This is a genomic window from Streptococcus mitis (assembly GCF_047462815.1).
GTDB classification, from domain to species: Bacteria; Bacillota; Bacilli; order Lactobacillales; family Streptococcaceae; genus Streptococcus; species Streptococcus mitis_DO.
Map to the genome: position 1 here is coordinate 14,369 of NZ_JASHFB010000009.1, position 18,788 is coordinate 33,156.

The window sequence follows — 18,788 nt, forward strand, 5'->3', positions numbered from 1 at the left end:
GGAGGAGTCTGAAAATCACTCCATGTTCAAACAAACTGTCATTTTCAAGAAATAAGATCGAAGCTTACAAGAACCAAAAAACACCCCTCTGAATGTTCATTCCAGAGAGATGTTCCTTTTGTCTTAGCTATTATAAATCGACCGTCTAAAGTCATCTGAATCTTTGAGATAAGCTTTATAAATCGCTTTTTTCAGTTTTTGAACTGGAGTTTCGATAAATTTAAACTTTTTAGCCGTTGTATTGCCTGCTTTTATTTGAGCAAGTTCTTCTTTAACAGCTTTATTCATAAGCTCTTGTAATTTTTCTTTACTATCAATCACTTCTTCTTTTCCGTTGTAATTTATAGTAATTCGTTTTAACTTACCTAATTTCTCAACACGCTCAGTTATTTGCTCTTTTTTGAAAGCTGCGTAAGATTTTCCTAAAATGTTATCAAAAATATATTTATCAGATAACGGTTTGCCTTCTTCTTCAGCTTGTTTTTTAAACTGATTTGACACATAAGGTACAAATCCTTCATAATAGCCCAAAGCAGCCATCAATTCAAAGGCTTGTTTTCTAAAGGTGATGTCCCCACTCATACCAGAGTCATTTTGACTAACACCATAAATGGTATCAAACATATCAACAGTATAGTAACCGTTTGCTGCAATCTTACCTTTATCTGAAAAACCAGCAATGATATAACGGTTGACCATGATATGATTGTCAATCAAACTATCAACATCTGTCAATTTTTTGGCATCTTCTAAGTTAAGAGTTTGAATCTCCTCACTCTTATGAGTCGGTTTAACTGCTGGATTACGGTAATCTACCCAAGTTCTAGAACCTGTTGAAGTGATTGGCGTTATTTTTTTGAAATAACTCATCTTGTCTTCTGCAGATAAGTCTTTACTTGCCTCTGCTTCTAGGTAATCTAGAGTATAAAGGACATCAAAACTTCCCTTCATGTAAGATTGCAAATCTTCTGCCGTTTTAAATCGATCAGGTGTTTTATTGTAAAATCCATTCTTATCACTCTCATCATATACAAAGTTGAGATTGAAATAAGTATCCTTTTCTGGATTATAGGAGTTTTCAAAAATACCACGCGCATAAAACTCTGCTCCTGTACCATCTCGACGACCGTGATTATTAAACAAGACCGTTCTATCTAGTAAGTGCGTCATTTCATGAGAATAAGTAGCTGAACCTCTATCATCCAGAACTCTATCTATAAAGTAACGGACACCTAATCCATTGGCCTCAGCTCCCACCTTACTTACTGGAGAATAGTAATTCATAGGAGTCATAAACTGGTCGACCCCCTTATCAGCTCCATTACCAGTAGCTGGTGACCAAGTGCTATCAATCTGGGCATTCTGATTGCTTGTATATTTCTTCATCGTATCAATAATCAAACGATTTGTCAGCAACTTATCACGATTTTCTGGTTTTGTTATACGATAAAGAGTATCAACATAGTTGGCTTGTTGTACAGCCGCCTTTTCAATTAAAGACTTGACTCTAGCAAGCTCAGCCTGATACTTAGTTGGATTAGACTGGGCAAGAGAAGTATCTATATAGGAACCAATATTACCATAAGTAATCGTCGCCATATTACTAATCACGTAAACATTTGGTTCTTTCACATTCAAAAGTCCCAAAATAGCAGCCATATTGGCTTCTTGTTTACGAGGATCCTTTTCCCCAGCTGTCAACTTGCTATACAACCCGACATGCGCTGAAGGATTTTCCTTAGATGGTTTTTCAACAATCATAGCTTGGCTAGATTTTTTAAGCCAGGTATCCGCATCATCTGACGTAAAGAGTTGGCGATTGCTGTCTAAAAATTCCTTCAAACTAGCCTTACCTGTAATAGTAGATAAATATTTTGTAAATGTTTGAGGACTATTGGTCAATTTCATCTCTTCATAAGACATGGATCCTAATTTTTTCAAACTATCCAAGGCGGTCATTGTCTTATTGCCAAATGAACTTGGATTAAAGGCCAGAATATCACGAATATTCGTGTCCCCAAATTGAATATTATAAAAACGATTGATATAAGACAGTCCCAACAAAATCTGCTCTTTGTATTGCTCAAGCTCTTGTTTGACCTTGCTGCGATTTTCAGGGGTATCTCCTATAATTCCCAATGTATGCGAGGCTATCTTTTTGAAACTTGACTCAGCTTGCGTCTTCGTCTGATCAAAGCCTTCTTGAATTGACAATTTTTGAAGATACTCTGTGCGCAACATATCTTTGACTTCTTGGTCAGTGATATTTGGGTGTGTTTTTCTGAGCGCAATTCTCTTTGTTATAATATCTCGAGGATCATAGGTAGGCTCTAACTGTGCTTTTAGTTTACTGTCATGTAAGAAATCTACTGATCTCGCGCTTGTGGTCAGAGCAGACACATCCACAGCATCTTCTCTCTCACTATTAGCCGGAAGTAAGTGTGGTTTATCCTCCTGACTACCAACTAAAACAACTCTCGGTTTCATTGGCTTTGTTATTTGACTCACTTCTTGAGGATTAACCAATTCACCAGTTTGTTCATTGATAGCGTAGGTTCTGGTAAGTGTATTCTCACCAACTTCTCCTTCAGATGCTATCTTTTCTATATTTTTAGCAAGTGAAGAATCCTCTCTTCGCTCCTCAGTAACCACAATCGGTTGAATTACTTTTTCCACATTACCAACTTGAATCACTTTATCGACTGCTGGATTTACTTGTCTAGTAGTGTCAGATACCGTCACCTGACCTGTTGCCTTGTCTAGTTGATAAGTCGTCCTAGTTTCCACCGAACCATCACTCCCTGCAACCGCTACTTCCTCTTTTCTGAACTCCAAAGCAGGATTCACCTGGTAAATCGTTTTATGAGATAGGATAGTAGTTTCAACACTCGGTTTAGTTCCAACTTCTACAACTTGATCAACTTTGTTAGCTACTATTTTGACAGTTTTATTCTCAGAAATATTTCCACTTGCTTGATCTTTAGTATAGGTAGTAGTAACTTGTTCTTGTCCTTCAACACCCGAAATTTTCACTCTTGTAACGCCGTGGTCTAGTTCCTCATTCTTTTCATAAATGGTTTCATAAGGAACAGCTTTGGTCTCTACTTTAGTCTGAGGAAGTTGAGTGTCTTCTTTATACTCTGGGAGAGCCTCCTGTATCTCCGGCTCACCGGAAACACCACCTTCATAAGATGGAAGAGGTGGCTCTACCGAAGGATCGCCGGAAACGCCACCTTCATAAGATGGAAGAGACGGATCTACTAACGATTCGCCAGAAACACCGCCTTCATAAGAGGGAAGGGACGGTTCCACCAAGGACTCGCCGAAAACACCGCCCTCATAAGACGGAAGAGACGGCTCTACCGAAGGCTCACCGGAAACACCACCCTCATAAGAGGGAAGGGACGGTTCCACCAAGGATGCACCGGAAACACCGCCTTCATAAGAGGGAAGGGACGGTTCCACCAAGGACTCGCCGGAAACACCGCCCTCATAAGATGGAAGAGACGGCTCTACCGAAGGCTCACCGGAAACACCACCTTCATAAGAGGGAAGCGCTGGTTCTACCAAGGACTCACCGGAAACACCGCCTTCATAAGATAGAAGGGACGGTTCCACCAAGGATTCGCCGGAAACACCGCCCTCATAAGACGGAAGAGGTGGTTGGACTTCCGAGGCTAGGCTTATACCATTTTCTTGAGGTTCCTTCTCTTTTGTCCCGACCAAAATCACCTGAGTAACTGGTTCACGAAGCACCTCTCTCCCTATTTCATTTCGCGTAACAATACCATCGACAACCCTTACTTCTGTTAAGATTCGTTCTTGTCCCTTGGCACCTTCTATAGAAATTCTTTTTTCTCCCTTAGCCAGAGTTGGGTCAGACTGCAATTGAGTTTCAAACTCTATCTCCCCTATCCTAACTTCCAGTTCTGGCTTGTCTTCAGTAACAGTTTTCATTCCTTCATCTGGTACTTTTTTAGACTCAATACTCATACTTTTTTCAGAAGTTGGATTTAAAACAGACTCAACTGCGTAAGATGGTTGAGGAGATTGCACAAGATCTTTAGTCGAGCTAAAATGAGATGCAGTCTGTGGTACAATCTTCTTAGATTGAGGTTCTAAACTTTCCTCCTTTTGAGATAATGCTGGCGACTCTACCTTATCAACAGAAAGTTCCTTGCTAACACTATCTCTTACCAAATAATATCCCGTAAATTCATATCCTTGGACTGTTTCAGGACTTGGTAAAAACTGACCTTCTACTCTCTTAACAAGGGCTGGTTGCAATTCTACCAGATTTTCTAAAGCAGAGATGGATGCTACCCAACCACCAACAGCAAAGACGCTCACAAGGAAGTAAGACGCTCCCCTTTTTCTCTTGATTAAAGTGAAGGGAAGCAATAATAATCCTGCTCCCAAGATAAACATCCCATCATTAGAAAACAGACCTGTTTCTGGTAATCTTGTAGCCAATTTTCGATAGACAAAATAGTATTCTTTTCCCTCTTTTACCTCAATCTTATTTTCTTCAAACCATTGCAACTCAGATTTCAGCTTTTCAGGTAAATCCTGCTCATCCAAATAATGACTTGAAATTAGTGTTGAAGTCGTTTCTGTAGCCTGTACGGGTTGAGCCCCCATACCAGCAAAAAATAAACTCGTTCCTAGCAAGACCGAACAAGCTCCTATTGTATATTTCCTCAAAGAAAAACGCTGCTTTCTCTCAAATTGAAATTCTTTCATCCCATATCCTATCATTCATTATTACTGTATATTTAGTATATCAGAAATAGTTTGTATTCACAAATCTTTCTAGTTATTCCCTTATCATTCCAAATTAAGGGGGACAACATACAATAATTTTTATTTAAATGTATATCAATGTTCTTTGCTTTTCTTAACAAATGCAATGCAAAAAGAGCCTGTTGCCAAGCTCTTTAGTCTATTATTTCTTCTCAGCGCGAAGGGCTGACAAGATTTGAGTACGGATATCATCCACACCATTTGGAGTATTTGGTAAAAAGATTGTTTGATTTCCTTTAGAGGCAAAGGTATTCAAGGTATCCAAATACTGGTTGGTCAAGAGGATGGACATGATTTGTTCTTCTGTCATGCCAACATTGGCTTCCTTGAGTTCTGTGATAGACTCTGCCAATCCATCCACAATCGCCTTACGTTGTTGGGCAATCCCCACACCATGAAGGCGGTCTTTTTCTGCTTCTGCTTCAGCTGCAGTGACGATTTTAATCTTGTCTGCTTCCGCCAATTCTTGCGCTGCGACCCGCTTGCGTTGCGCCGCATTGATTTCATTCATGGATTGCTTAACTTCTGCATCTGGTTCGACCTTGGTAATCAAGGTTTTCACGATAATATAACCGTAAGTAGTCATTTCTTCTGCTACTTGGTGTTGGACTTCAAGGGCAATCTCATCTTTTTTCTCAAACAATTCATCCAAGGTTAATTTTGGAACAGAAGAACGAAGGGCATCTTCGATATAAGATTTAATTTGAGATTCTGGACGCATGAGTTTATAGTAAGCATCTGTCACGCTCTGCTCATTGACACGGTACTGAGTCGCTACATTCATCATAACGAACACATTGTCCTTGGTCTTGGTCTCAACCACAATATCGCTTTGCAACAAGCGCAACTGAATCCGAGCTGCGATCGAGTCAATCCCAAAAGGCAAGCGAATATGAATACCGCTATTGGCAACCTTTTGATATTTCCCAAAGCGCTCAATAATCGCCACCGACTGCTGACGAACCACATAAACTGTACTCAGTGTGACTATCACCAATAGGAGCACACAAACCACCACAAAAATCATCAAAAATGTTGCCATTATCGTGACCTCCATTATTATTTTTCCTGTATTATAGCACATTTAAAGAAGGCTGTGCAATTTTTACTGCGATTTTTCCTGAAATGTCAATAATTAGAGGTGAAACTACATTTCAAGTTAGTAATCGCTTTTTTCATTACATTAACTTCTATAGAATCTACATCAATGGTCAGGGAATAACTTGCCTTAACTTTTCTCTCGTGCTATACTATTTATTGAAATGAATAAATAGGAGATATTTCATGAAAACAGCAAAAACTACTGTTACAATCCTTTCTGCACTTGCTTCTGTCGTCTTATTGGCTAGTTGTGCAACAAAGTCTACAGAAACACAGACAAGCAATAATAGCTCATCTGATAATCAGATTACATTGACATATGACCAACTACGGTCAAGAGAAAACACTATGTCAACTCTTTGGTATCAAAAATCAGCTGAAACTAAAGCTTTATACATACAGGGTTATAACGTTGCAACAAATCACCTAAAGGAATTACTCAAAACAGAATCAGACAAACCTTACTCTATCGTTTTAGACTTGGATGAAACTGTCCTAGATAATAGCCCTTATCAAGTACAAAATGTCAAAGACGGTACAGCATTTACACCCGAAAATTGGGATGTTTGGGTTCAAAAAGCTGCAGCAAAAGCCGTCCCAGGCGCCAAGGATTTTCTTCAATTTGCTGATCAAAACGGTGTCCAAATCTACTATATTTCTGACCGCTCAGCTAATCAAGTAGATGCTACCATTAAAAATCTTGAAAGTGAAGGAATTCCTGTTCAAGGACGTGATCATCTCATGTTCTTAGAAAGTGGTGTAAAATCCAAAGAAGGTCGTCGCCAAAAAGTTCAAGAAAAAACAAATCTTATCTTATTATTTGGTGATAACCTCGTAGACTTTGCAGATTTTTCTAAGACTTCTGAATCTGACCGTGATAAACAACTTGAAGAATTGCAAAAAGAATTCGGTGAAAAATTCATCATCTTCCCAAATCCAATGTACGGATCATGGGAATCAGCTGTATACGCTGGTAATAAACTAGATGCTAAAGGTCAAGTAGAAGAACGCCAAAAAGCTTTGCAAGGTTTTGATAAATAAAACAAATAAACTGATTCTATATAAAATTAAGCTAACTTACAATCTTCAAAAAGTGGATAGGAAGGAATTCTGATAATCAGAAAACTTTCCTATCCACTTTTATAATTGATATAACATCAAAATTTTATACATCTGATACTATACGTTTTCTGATTTTAAAGTTTTAAAGACTTTTTGCCTATTCCCTACATTTCAAGAATTAAACAAGGTTGATGATCTAAATTTAGTGTGGTATACTATTTTTGTCATCGGTTACCGATTACGTTCCTTACGGTTCGTGAGAGGAGGTGAAACTAATGAACCTTGCCCCAGAGCTCGTTCTTACTATTGTAGCGGACGTTATAGCAGGAATTATTTTGTATTTCGTCTGCAAATGGCTAGATGGTAAGAAGTAGACCGACTGACTAGCCTGTAAACACCCGTTAAATCGCTAAGATACGTCAAAAAAGCCCTTAACTACTGGCATAGTTAAGGGCTTTGGTGTTCTAATGAACCTTACCCGATAAAATTATTCTAACATACAGGTCCAGATATTTCAAGAGTTTTATTTATTGTTTAAAGTTCCTTAGGTATCTGAAAGGTCTATAATATAGTTAGCTATCTATTACCCAAAAACCGACCAGCTCTTAAGAACTAGTCGATTTCTCATCAATGCGCCAACATTTCTTGGGCGATTTCTTGTCCAGATAAGTTATCTGGATAGTAGGTTGGCCAGTTGTCCATTTCTTCAAAGAGGGCTTCTTGGCTTGTGCCTCCAAAGAAGATATGGAAATGTTCTGCCTTAACTGGGGCGATATTGTGGTCACTAAACTGAACATACTTGAATTGTCCAGCGTCAGCATCTGTGGCTTCAAAGAGGAAGCGCACGCCACGATTGCCTTTCTTATAAGTCAAGATTTTCTTTCCGACATACTTGTAGGTGAATTTCTTACTTTGTCCACCTTGAACAAATTCCATAGTGTTATCAGTAATGTTGATCTTAGTGACATCTGTCTGATAGCCTTTTGTATAGTAAGCCTTGTATTCAGCCTGAGTCATCTTACCAGTCAACTTAGCCTTGTAGTCAAAGACTTGATCAAACGTGCCATCTTCAAGGAAAGGATAAACTGATTGCCAGTTACCTGCATAGTCACTCAAAGTGCGGTCCTTGACGTCTGCATCCTCGAAGTAACCATTTTGAACTGTCTTAGTATCCTCTGCCTTTTCAGGTTCGATAGCTGGGCCTTCTTGGTCCGTTGTTTGTTTCAAAGCTTTGAGGTTTTTCTCCATGATAGAGATATAATTTTCTCCCGCCTTGGTATCCTCTTCTGTTAGACTTTCTAAAGGATTGAGGACATCTGTTTTGACACCTGCCTCTTTTGAAAGTGTATTAGCAAGGGCTTGTGAAGCATTTTCTTCAAAGTAGATATAGGCAATTTTATTTTTCTTGACGTACTCTGTCAATTCTGCCAGACGAGCAGCTGATGGCTCGGCATCTGGAGAGAGACCTGAGATAGCGACTTGTTTGAGTCCATAGTCCAAGGCAAGATAGTTAAAGGCTGCGTGTTGAGTCACAAAACTCTTTTGTTTGGCTTGAGACAAGCCTTCTGCATAAGCCTTATCCAAGGCTTGCAATTTTTCGATATAGGCAGATGCGTTCTTTTCAAAGGTCTCTTTTTTATCAGGATAATCTGCTGACAAGCTGTCACGGATGTGCTCTACTAGTTTAATGGCACGGACTGGTGATAACCAAACATGGGGGTCAAACTCATGGTGATGGCCTTCTTCTCCATGGTCATGGTCTCCCTCTTCTTCCTCACCACCTGGCAAGAGCAACATATCGCCTGTCGCCTTGATGGTTTTCACTTTTTTCTTATCCAAGGTATCTAGCAATTTAGGAACCCATGTTTCCATGTTTTCATTTTCATAAACGAAGGTATCTGCGTCTTGGATTTTAGCAACTGCCTTGGCAGACGGTTCATATTCATGAGGCTCTGTACCAGCACCGATGAGGAGTTCTACATTAGCAGTATCTCCTGCGACTTGCTTGGTAAATTCATAGACAGGGTAAAAGGTTGTCACAATATTTAGTTTGCCATCTGCCTGCTTTTGATTGGAACAAGCCACTAAAAACAAGGCACATAGACTAGCGAACAATAAGCTAATTTTTTTCACGTTAGTCTCCTATTTGATAAAACGTCTTACTAAACTAATGAGTAAAAAGACAGTTACAAAAATAATGGTAATACTTGCACTTGCAGGTGTTTCTGCATAGTAGGAAATGTAAAGTCCTGCCACCATTCCCAAAAATCCAATGGCACTGGCAAGTAGCATAACCGATTTAAAGTTTTTCCCCAGACGCAGGGCAATACTAGCTGGCAAGACCATAATGGTCGATACCAGAAGAGCTCCTGCAGCAGGAATCATAAGGGCAATGGCCACCCCCGTCACCATGTTAAAAAGAATGGACATGGTACGAACTGGCAAGCCATCCACAAAGGCCGTATCCTCATCAAAGGTCAAAATGTACATCGGACGAAGGAAGAGGAAGGTCAAAATCAAAACAACCGCCGCAATGACAAAAAGGGAAATAACCTGCTCTTCGCTGATAGTCACGATGGAACCAAAAAGATACTGGTCCAAACTCATTGAGCTAGAGCTTTTACCCTTGCTCATGACAATCAGAGAAACAGCCAGTCCTGTTGACATGAGGATAGCTGTCCCGATTTCCATAAAGCTCTTGTAAACCGTACGGAGATACTCCAGAAAGACCGCCGCAATCAAGACAATAGCAATAGTTGAAATAGTCGGAGAAATCCCCAGAACCAGACCAAAAGCTACACCCGACAGCGAGACGTGGCTAAGAGTATCACTCATCAAACTCTGACGACGCAAGATAAGAAAGGTTCCTAATACTGGCGAGAAAAGACTCATGGCAATAACGGCCAGAAAGGCACGTTGCATAAAGTCATAAGATAATAAACTAAGCATGGCCCACCTCCTGATCATTCTCATGAACGTTGAAACAACGCCATGGCGAATCTTGGTTACGAACTAGATGAATATTGCGGTCCGCATAGTCCTTAACCTCCTCAGGGTCATGGGTAATCATCAAAACAGCCTTGCCATGATGATGGGCGCTGTGGTGCATGAGTTCGTAAAATTCATTTTTACTTCCTGCATCCATTCCCGTTGTCGGCTCATCTAGGATAAATACATCTGGGTCAGAGGCAAACATACGCGCAATCACCGCTCGCTGCTTTTGTCCCCCAGAGAGAGAACCCAAACGTTTGTCTCTGTGTTCCCACATACCAACTGAGTCCAAACTAGCCTTGATATGCTCCTCATCATGAGCATTCAAACGACGGAACCAACCTTTTCGCGGATAGCGACCCGACTTGACAAACTCATAAACCGTACTTGGAAAACCCGCATTAAAACTGGCAATCTGTTGAGGAAGATAGGCTATTCTCAATTTCTTACCCTGCGTATTTGTCTTTGAAATAGTCACCTTTCCAATGCGTGGCTGAAGAATTCCAAGACTGGCCTTGATCAGTGTCGTTTTAGCTGCCCCATTCTCCCCTGTCAAAGTAACAAATTCCCCACTATCAACACTATAATTGATATGTTCAAGAACAGGTTCCTTATCATAATAGAAGGACAAATCCTCTACCGTAATATATCTCATTATTTGATTTCTCCTACTAAAGCAGTCAAAAACCGCTGGATCACTTTTTGTTCATTTGGAGTAAACTGAGTCGCCACTTGTTCATAGGTTAAAAGCGTATGCTCATGGTGATGATGGTGCTCCTCAGCGATTGGACGAGCCAAGTCAGTCAACTGATAAAAAATTACACGCGCATCCTTAGGATCTTTAGACGTTTCCAACATCCCTTCCTTGACCAAAGACTTAATGGCCTTGGTAACTGCCGCCTGACTGACATTGAGACGACGAGCCAATTCTGAATTTGTTAAAGATTCCTCTGACAAAAGCATGAGAATGTGCTCCTGAGTATTGGTCAGGGCTACCTCGCTAGTGCAATGACCTATTAGGATTTCATGTTGGTTTTCCGCCTGCAAAATTACCTCATTCAAAAAGCCATCGATATCCTTCGCTAGCTGTCTCATATTTGACTCCTTTCCTTTTAGACTTCTCTTTTTTAAGAGAAAAATACTATTCTTTGACATTTTGTTTACCAGTTAATTATATCACAAGCAAAAAAAGAGTCAAGAAAAAACGTGAAAATAGGCTTCATTCTTGAACTCTTCTATATTATGATCTATTGAAAGTCCTTGATATCTCCATCGTATGTCGCCCAATCTTTGCTGAAAAAGCGCTCATTCAGATGGTAAGTCGGAGCTGGTGTGGGATTGGATAGGAAAGGATCAACTGCCTTGTCAAAAGCCAACCACCCCAACCAACCAAGGTGAATGGTGTCCTTCATAAAGAAAGGCTCCCCGCCGTCCTTAGAAAAATCTGCTATATTGGTAAAACCTTGACTTTCTAACTGGTAGCGAATCTTTTGCACCGTTTGTTGGTACATATCCTCATCTAATCCTGTGAAATCCATCCATTTTTTATTTACGGGAGGAATCACAAACATTACATTGACCTTTGACTTGGCAAACTGATTTAAAACTAACTGCAAGTCATTGTACTCAGAAGATTTAAGATAATTATAACTAGTCTGTGATCCTTTTAACTTTTTCAAATAATCTCTGATTTGTGTATCATAGAAGTGATTATCTATACCAAATTCATTGTTGGAAGTATTTTTTTCAGCATCTGCTTTAATAACATCTTCTATTTCTTGATAAGAAAACTGGTCTGGAATAGTATTCAAATATTTATCAACATGTTCTTTATATTTCAACCACTGTCTGATTGAGAACTGTCCAAAAAAATTAGCTTGTTTCTGATTGATTAGAGAGCCAATTTCTATACGAATATGATCAAACTCTGAAAGAGATTCATTATTAGCAATTTTTTGTACTATATCTTTCATTGATACATTTGAAAACTGTTTTAATAATCTCTTAGATGCATGCTGACTACTAATATCTCCTGATTGATTTTCTAAAAAGGAAGTTAATTGGTCACTATTAAAATACTCTTGAAATACTGCAGGTTCATAATCATTTTCTGTAAACCATTGGGGAGATATAACAAATACGGCTTGCTTATTCTCTATTTCTGGCAACATCTGTTGCATTCCAAAATACTGGTTTAGCGATGCAGCTCCACTCTGTCCTAAAAGATAAGGACGATAGGAGCGATTGTATTTCTCAGCCAATACTGCAGGATGAGCACCATCAAAACGAAGCCACTCACTGGAACCAAAGAAAGGTATAAATCGGATAGAAGTATCAGACAAAGCTTTTGATTTTTGATTTCGTTCTCTAAAACTTTCTGCAGTAACAGAAGCTGCCGAATGCTTTTCAGATACAATGTCATGTCTAATACTTGCAGGATAACAGCATATAACCAAAATAACCAACAAACCAGCTATCAAGACCGGCCCGAAGATCATCCATAAGCGTTTAAGCATTTTGTAGCTCCACAATACCAGCTATGATTTTATTAGCTGTATTCCAGTCGTCGCGACCAAACTCTGTTACAGGGACTCGAATGTCAAAACGGTTTTCAATCTCCACAATTAATTCAACCGTTCCCATACTATCCAAGACACCTGCATCAAAAAGATCTTCATCCATCATGTCAGAAACATCTTCCATAAACAACTCATCAATAATTTCGATAACTTCTGATTTGATATCCATATTTTATTTCCTTTATTTTTTAAACCATAAATCATTCAAAAATCCAGAAAAGATTAAGAATGACAGCATGACGACATGGAAGGTGATAACCATGCCAAGCAACTGAATCCAACGATTCTCAGGTAGAGCAGGCTTCCCTGCTTTTTTCCGTTCCTTATTGAGTGTTTTTTTCTTACGAACCCAAGCGTCATTGATGACCAAGCCCAATCCATGAAAGAGTCCATAGGCGATATAGTACCAAGTCACTCCATGCCAAAATCCCATAATCAGCATATTTACAATGTAGGCCACACTTGAGGTTACATTACGATTTTTAAAGACCTTCTTTCTGGTCAATACCATAACCATTCGCATAAAGACAAAGTCACGGAACCAGAAAGAAAGACTCATGTGCCAACGATTCCAAAATTCCTTTAAATCCCTTGATAAAAAGGGCTTGTTAAAGTTGATAGGGCTACGGATCCCCATCAAATTTGAAATGGCTAAGGCAAACATAGAGTAACCTGCAAAGTCAAAGAAGAGTTCCAGACCAAAAGTATACATAACTGCCAAGGCATAGAGGTTAAAGAAGCCACCTGATTGCAGGGCTAGATTCTTCAGAGGAGGGAGTAAAGTCTCTCCTAAAATATGAGCTAGGATAAACTTATACAAAAATCCCCACATGATATAGCGAACAGATTCATCCAACATATCCATCAACTCATCCCGCTCAGGAATGGTCTGATAATTTTCATTAAATCGCTTAAAACGATCGATTGGGCCACTTGAAAAAGTCGGCATGAAGAGAAGGAAACGAAGGAATTCCCAGAGGGTAAAATCCTTAATCACTCCATCTCTCAGCTCGATGATAATCCCAACCGAACGAAAGGTCAGGTAAGAAATTCCCAAAAATCCAAGCAAAGACTGCGTTCCATTGATAGCCGGCTGCACCTTGACAAAGATAATCGGAAGGAGGGACAGAAAACTAACTAGGTAGAAGACCCACTTGCCATCCTTACTTTTTCGATAATGCTTGTAGAAGAGTACGAGCAATATTTCCCAGCAAAGGTAAATACCTAAGGCAGCCAATTGATTGGTCTTCCCACCTACCAACATGGTGACGATAAAGAAGAGACTAACCAGTACTTCATACCAGGCAAAGCGTTTCTTGAAAAAGAGGCCTATAAAGATGGGTAAGGTTGCAGCAATCACATAGACAAAATACTGAGGATTGCCGTATGGCTCTAAATGAGGAAGCTGTTGAAAAAACTCCATCATCTCTTATTCACCTCGTTAATCAATCCTTTGATGTCAATCTTTCCATTTGGAGTCAGTGGCAAACTGTCTCGGTAAAGGAATTTAGACGGCATCATGTAGGACATCATGATATCTGTTAAATCTTCCTTGATAGCCTTGGTAATATCAATATCTCGCTCAAACTGCTCACGAACACCATCTTTTAAGATGACATAGGCCAGTAGATTTTGTACCTTGTGGTCTTTGTTATAGCGCGGTACTGCGACAGCAGACTCGATATAACGAGACTTATTGAGGTTTTGAGAGACATCTTCTAACTCAATGCGGTAACCGTTGAACTTAATCTGGAAGTCCATGCGTCCGCCGTAGAGAAGTAAGCCTTCATCTGTCATAGTTCCCACATCTCCTGTATGGTAGGCTGGTAGACCTTCAAACTCAAAGAAGGCTTCTGCCGTTTTTTCAGGATTATTCATATAACCTTTTGAAACGGCTGGTCCAGAAACAATGATTTCTCCCTGTTCACCATTTGGCAGTTTCTTGCCGTCCTCGTCAATGATAAAGGTTGGAGAGTCGGCCTTGGTATAGCCGATTGGTAGGCGATTGAGAGTCGCCAACATCTCGTCTGTCACAGCAACAGCTGACAAGGCTACTGTCGCTTCTGTTGGACCGTAAGCATTGATAATACGGGCATTCGGGAAACGCTCACGCAGTTTTTGAGCCGTTTTGACCGTCAACTCTTCGCCATCAAAGTAGAAATGCGTAATTCCAGGCATTTTCTCACTATTAAAGTCTTCTGACAACATGGCCATATCCGCAAAAGAAGGCGTTGAAGTCCAGATAGCGATTGGCAATGAAAAGATGGTCTCAAAAAGTTGCTTAAAGTCCTGAGTAATAGCTGAAGGAAGAGCGAAAAGCGTACCACCCAGTGCCAAGGTCGGCGCCCAGTACATGACAGACAAATCAAAAGAATAAGGTGGCTGAGCCAGCATTTGCGGACGACTTGGCGTCGCAAATTCCTTGTCCGTAATCATCCAATTGGTAAAGCTGAGGAGGTTATCATGGGAAATCTGCACTCCCTTAGGCTTACCGGTCGTACCAGAAGTAAAGATAATGTAGTAATTATCATCGCCTTTGACTGGATGCGTGATTTCGTAGTTATTCCCTTTATCAAAGGTTTCTTGAATCCGAGCTAGATTCAATATCGGTGTAGAAACCTGCTCCAATGGAAAGTCTGAGATGGCAATAATCAAGCTTGGCTCCGCTACTTCTAAAATAGCTGAAACTCGCTCCAAGGCCGAATGACTATCAATTGGAATGTAGGCATGGCCTGATTTAGTCAAGGCTACAAAAGTTGCCAACATTTCATATTCTTGGCCACCAAAAACGACCACAGGAGACTTCTCCGGCAAGTCTAGTTGGTCAATAGCTGCAGCTAAACTATCCGAATCAGCCTTTAAATCGCCATAAGTATGTTCCTGCCCCAAAACATTATAGACAGGATAGCTAGGCTGGGTCTGAGCAAAATGCTCAATGGTTTCAATCATATCTACTATTGGTTTGTTTGACATAATAAGGATTCTCCTTCAAGTTAAAATTCATTATAGATAAAGCTTCCTTGCCCCTGACCAAGATAGCTAAAGAAGTAAAGCAGCCCTAGAAAGATAAGAAAATACAAGGCTGTCCGACCAATAAAGAGGTACAATTTTTTTCTCTGTTTCATCAAGAAAAACCATTCATTTCTGTAATTTTTGTTAAATAAGATAAACTCTTACTATAGTATTTTTCTACCATTGTACCACTTTATAGGGTAATTTTTCAATTGTTTACCATACATTTTCACTACATTTAAGCAACTTTAATTTGTTCCATGTGATTCTTTCCAATGATAGCTTGAATTCTTTTCAGTATGGAATACATGGGGAGCTACAACAAAGTAGGCTCCATACTACCTATAGAGGATTTCTCCACTATAAATATTATAGAGCCTTATCTTGCGTCTCACTCTATCAGTGCGGTTCCCTTAATCTAGAGTTTTTTTATAGTATATAACCTTAAAATTCACTATAGATAAACTCTTGAATGTTCGAAAAATCAGTCACAAAACAGTAAATCACGATACTCAAGATAACCGTATAGAAAAATAGAGTCCACAATAGTAAACGTTGTGTGTTAATTATCTTGGTTTGCAAATTTGTAAAGTTCTTTTTCAACTTCCATCCATCCTTTCACTCCAACGTGCATCACGTCAAATAAAAAGTAATCCTCATACTCTTTATTTCCATAGTTTAACACAGTAACACCATGGCTCTTGGCAATATTTTCTATTTTTTTATACGTTTTTTCCCGCATCTCTCGTGAAACACCTGTGTAATCATTCCACTTACCATTTACTGGGAGTATAATAACTTCAACTTCAATTCCCAATTCCTTAGCAACTGTCAAGAAAAGTTCCATGTCTGAATACTCAGGTGACTCCAGATAGCTCAAATCTTTGTTAGAATCTTTCAACGAAGTATAGCGATTTCTCAAATAGGTATTGTAGTAGTTGTTGTCTACAGCGTAGTCATTGTTATCTGTTTTCTTTTTAACTTCTGCTACAAACTGTTCTGTCATTTGCTCCCAATTATAGTCAGGTATCTTATCCCCTAATGACGGATAGTCTGATTTGGCATGATTTTCATAAAATTTTAGTTTAAGCTTAAAGGAATAAAGCGCGTTATCTAACTCCAATAGTTTTTTATCAACAATGGTTCCTTTTCCATCTATGAAATAACTTTTATATTTTTTATAGATGTCATTTTGTTGCTTGTTCCCTTTGGTAATCTCAATAATGCGGTTAATCAGTTTCTCTTTGGTTTCCTTACTAATTTTCTCATTATTTAGCATGTGAAAAATATGCTCCTGAGAAGCCTTGTTCAAAAAGGCATCTTGATAAGTCCCATCCTTTTCAAACCATTGAACAGACTCTACGATGGCTACTTTTCGCTTACTCATAGCTCCTTCAATCGAACCCAAGGTCGTAGCTTGAATAATATTTTGAGAATAACTGGTCCCTATCTGCATGATATTAAAATCGTTGTAATTAAAAATTTTATTAGGATGGTAATCTTCGTTTACTGTCGCAACCAATTCCGATGAACCCAATAAAACAAGGGTATTAGGAGTGATATTGCTTGTTAGAATGTCTCTACTTTTATACTTTTCATACGAAGTGCTATAGCGAATACTGTTATCCTTGACTTTATAATAATCGTCAATCTTCTTGACATATGTTACATTTAAAAGGGCCAGCGTCGCAATTACGAGCACAAGCGATAGCAAAAATGCTTTTAGTTTAATCATCTCGTTTTATCCTATCTCTTCGATCCTTCCGATTTCTTTTCAATTTCTTATCTCTTTAAAATCGTAAGTAAGATTTTATAGGGTTCACCTGAAAAGATAAAGAAACCAATCATAACCAAATTCATGGTCACAAACCAACTTAGTAGCTTATACCAGTTTTTATTTTTATTTTTCTTATAAAAATTGCTTTTCTTTTGATATATTTCAAATCCAGCCATCAAAACCCCGTGGTAAAAGCCATAAACAATGTAGCTAACACTAAGACCGTGCCAAAAGCCCATGACCAACATATTGACCATATAGGCATAGGTTGCATTGTGTAGTCTATTTTTAAACCATTTTTTTCTGATAACCTGCATCAAGACTCTTGAAAATACGAAATCTCTCAACCAGATTGACAAGGTGATATGCCATCTGGTCCAGAAATCCTTGATATCAACACTCAAGAAAGGTTTGTTAAAGTTCACCGGTGTCTGAATACCTAGAATATTACTACTTCCAACGGCCATTAGACTATAACCTGCAAAGTCGAAGAACAGATACAAGGTATAGAGGTACATATACTTGATTGAATAGACAACTGTGCTAGTATTATTTAGAGCGAGTAACATCTGGTAAACATAGGTTGATAAAACAACCTTGTAAAGAAGGCCTAGAACGATACGATAAACACCGTCCCCTGCTAACTCTAGATACTCTTTTCGTGGCATGACATCGTTTATCTCTGTTAAAAATCTCCTACTCCGATCAATCGGGCCAGCACTAACTGTTGGGAAAAAGAGTAGAAACTGAAGATAATCTTTTATATTGATTTTTTCTTTAATCAAACCATCCGATATTTCCAGCATGATTTGTATCGTTTTAAAGGACATATAAGAAATCCCAATAAAAGCCAACAGATGCAGAGAAGTCAAGGCAAAGACTTTATTAATCACCAAAGGCAGAATGGAAAGAAAAACAAGAGGTTTCAACCGCTTTGCTTCCATCCTTTGTGCTAGAAAAACTATAAAATATTGGTAAACGACAAAGGCGAGTAAATAGACAATCATCGCTCTACTCTTGCCATAAATAACTCCTGTAAATAAGAGGGAGAGCACCAAAATATAGTAGTCCTTACGTTTTTCAAAAAAGTTTACCACAAAACCAATCAGTAAAACTACAAACAAGAGAAGGAAGAATTCATTCCCCTCGAAATAATTCATACCAGCCAAACTCCTTTTTTCTTTTTATCATCTCCTGATTTATCTTTTTAGGATTAGCTCCTATCATATCACCAAGGATAGTTAACTCCATTCATTATACCATAACTTAAAAATTATAAATACTTTTATTTTCTAATTTTTTAAAATAAAAAATCCAACTGACTCTTAGTACTAAACCTCAATAATGAGACAAAATTATTCACACCATAAATAAAATTCAAGAACAAAAAATTGATGAAGGAACCAGTGAAGAATTCTGCCTTTTTAGCTAAAATAGTAATCAACGCCAGTATATAAACTTTA

Annotated in this window: 14 protein-coding genes; 1 reads left to right on the plus strand and 13 read right to left on the minus strand. The window is 38.8% G+C overall.

The window, feature by feature from the left end:
• Window positions 1-123 precede the first annotated feature (123 nt).
• Window positions 124-4,743, minus strand: a complete 4,620-nt coding sequence (locus tag QM865_RS05885) for a ZmpA/ZmpB/ZmpC family metallo-endopeptidase (RefSeq protein ID WP_414306238.1) — start codon at window positions 4,741-4,743, stop codon at window positions 124-126.
• 202 nt (window positions 4,744-4,945) lie between these two features.
• Entirely contained in the window at window positions 4,946-5,830 is an 885-nt protein-coding gene (locus QM865_RS05890; RefSeq protein WP_004235732.1) for an SPFH domain-containing protein, read from the minus strand.
• 257 nt (window positions 5,831-6,087) lie between these two features.
• On the opposite strand from QM865_RS05890, the gene QM865_RS05895 reads away from it, so the two are divergent.
• Complete coding sequence (locus tag QM865_RS05895; protein WP_000844829.1) at window positions 6,088-6,945, plus strand: 5'-nucleotidase, lipoprotein e(P4) family; 858 nt, start codon at window positions 6,088-6,090, stop codon at window positions 6,943-6,945.
• Window positions 6,946-7,593: 648 nt separating this feature from the next.
• On the opposite strand, the gene adcA is transcribed toward QM865_RS05895, so the two are convergent.
• The 11 genes from adcA to dltB (QM865_RS05950) all read right to left on the minus strand — a co-directional run bounded on the left by adcA (window position 7,594) and on the right by dltB (QM865_RS05950) (window position 18,485).
• The gene (adcA, locus tag QM865_RS05900) at window positions 7,594-9,099 is read right to left on the minus strand and encodes a zinc ABC transporter substrate-binding lipoprotein AdcA (RefSeq protein ID WP_060805981.1); all 1,506 of its coding nucleotides are present in this window, start codon (window positions 9,097-9,099) and stop codon (window positions 7,594-7,596) included.
• Window positions 9,100-9,108: 9 nt separating this feature from the next.
• Window positions 9,109-9,915, minus strand: coding sequence for a metal ABC transporter permease (locus tag QM865_RS05905; protein ID WP_000950030.1), 807 nt, complete (start codon window positions 9,913-9,915; stop codon window positions 9,109-9,111).
• Entirely contained in the window at window positions 9,908-10,612 is a 705-nt protein-coding gene (locus QM865_RS05910; protein ID WP_001269496.1) for a metal ABC transporter ATP-binding protein, read from the minus strand. Before QM865_RS05910 ends, QM865_RS05905 begins: the two co-directional genes overlap by 8 nt.
• On the minus strand, window positions 10,612-11,052 hold the full coding sequence (gene adcR, locus QM865_RS05915) for a zinc-dependent transcriptional regulator AdcR (protein ID WP_001249314.1): 441 nt from the start codon (window positions 11,050-11,052) through the stop codon (window positions 10,612-10,614). Before adcR ends, QM865_RS05910 begins: the two co-directional genes overlap by 1 nt.
• Window positions 11,053-11,204: 152 nt before the next feature.
• Window positions 11,205-12,473 (minus strand): D-alanyl-lipoteichoic acid biosynthesis protein DltD, encoded by a 1,269-nt coding sequence (gene dltD, locus QM865_RS05920; RefSeq protein WP_414306239.1) that lies wholly within the window; start codon window positions 12,471-12,473, stop codon window positions 11,205-11,207.
• Window positions 12,466-12,705, minus strand: a complete 240-nt coding sequence (gene dltC / locus QM865_RS05925) for a D-alanine--poly(phosphoribitol) ligase subunit DltC (RefSeq protein ID WP_000351967.1) — start codon at window positions 12,703-12,705, stop codon at window positions 12,466-12,468. Before dltC ends, dltD (QM865_RS05920) begins: the two co-directional genes overlap by 8 nt.
• 12 nt (window positions 12,706-12,717) lie before the next feature.
• Window positions 12,718-13,962, minus strand: coding sequence for a D-alanyl-lipoteichoic acid biosynthesis protein DltB (gene dltB, locus QM865_RS05930; protein ID WP_414306240.1), 1,245 nt, complete (start codon window positions 13,960-13,962; stop codon window positions 12,718-12,720).
• Window positions 13,959-15,509, minus strand: coding sequence for a D-alanine--poly(phosphoribitol) ligase subunit DltA (gene dltA, locus QM865_RS05935; RefSeq protein WP_414306241.1), 1,551 nt, complete (start codon window positions 15,507-15,509; stop codon window positions 13,959-13,961). Before dltA ends, dltB (QM865_RS05930) begins: the two co-directional genes overlap by 4 nt.
• A 20-nt stretch (window positions 15,510-15,529) precedes the next feature.
• On the minus strand, window positions 15,530-15,661 hold the full coding sequence (locus QM865_RS05940) for a teichoic acid D-Ala incorporation-associated protein DltX (RefSeq protein WP_414306242.1): 132 nt from the start codon (window positions 15,659-15,661) through the stop codon (window positions 15,530-15,532).
• A 449-nt stretch (window positions 15,662-16,110) separates the two neighbouring features.
• Window positions 16,111-17,283 (minus strand): D-alanyl-lipoteichoic acid biosynthesis protein DltD, encoded by a 1,173-nt coding sequence (gene dltD / locus QM865_RS05945; protein ID WP_414306243.1) that lies wholly within the window; start codon window positions 17,281-17,283, stop codon window positions 16,111-16,113.
• Between the two features lie 47 nt (window positions 17,284-17,330).
• Window positions 17,331-18,485 (minus strand): D-alanyl-lipoteichoic acid biosynthesis protein DltB, encoded by a 1,155-nt coding sequence (dltB, locus tag QM865_RS05950; RefSeq protein ID WP_414306244.1) that lies wholly within the window; start codon window positions 18,483-18,485, stop codon window positions 17,331-17,333.
• Between the last annotated feature and the right edge of the window lie 303 nt (window positions 18,486-18,788).

Bases quoted from the DNA above. Each gene is read 5' to 3' on its own strand.
- dltD (WP_414306239.1), bottom strand. From the start codon at position 12,473: ATGCTTAAACGCTTATGGATGATCTTCGGGCCGGTCTTGATAGCTGGT.
- dltD (WP_414306243.1), bottom strand. From the start codon at position 17,283: ATGATTAAACTAAAAGCATTTTTGCTATCGCTTGTGCTCGTAATTGCG.
- dltB (WP_414306240.1), bottom strand. From the start codon at position 13,962: ATGATGGAGTTTTTTCAACAGCTTCCTCATTTAGAGCCATACGGCAAT.
- QM865_RS05905 (WP_000950030.1), bottom strand. From the start codon at position 9,915: ATGCTTAGTTTATTATCTTATGACTTTATGCAACGTGCCTTTCTGGCC.
- dltC (WP_000351967.1), bottom strand. From the start codon at position 12,705: ATGGATATCAAATCAGAAGTTATCGAAATTATTGATGAGTTGTTTATG.
- QM865_RS05885 (WP_414306238.1), bottom strand. From the start codon at position 4,743: ATGAAAGAATTTCAATTTGAGAGAAAGCAGCGTTTTTCTTTGAGGAAA.
- QM865_RS05910 (WP_001269496.1), bottom strand. From the start codon at position 10,612: ATGAGATATATTACGGTAGAGGATTTGTCCTTCTATTATGATAAGGAA.
- QM865_RS05940 (WP_414306242.1), bottom strand. From the start codon at position 15,661: ATGAAACAGAGAAAAAAATTGTACCTCTTTATTGGTCGGACAGCCTTG.
- adcR (WP_001249314.1), bottom strand. From the start codon at position 11,052: ATGAGACAGCTAGCGAAGGATATCGATGGCTTTTTGAATGAGGTAATT.
- dltB (WP_414306244.1), bottom strand. From the start codon at position 18,485: ATGAATTATTTCGAGGGGAATGAATTCTTCCTTCTCTTGTTTGTAGTT.
- QM865_RS05890 (WP_004235732.1), bottom strand. From the start codon at position 5,830: ATGATTTTTGTGGTGGTTTGTGTGCTCCTATTGGTGATAGTCACACTG.
- dltA (WP_414306241.1), bottom strand. From the start codon at position 15,509: ATGTCAAACAAACCAATAGTAGATATGATTGAAACCATTGAGCATTTT.
- QM865_RS05895 (WP_000844829.1), top strand. From the start codon at position 6,088: ATGAAAACAGCAAAAACTACTGTTACAATCCTTTCTGCACTTGCTTCT.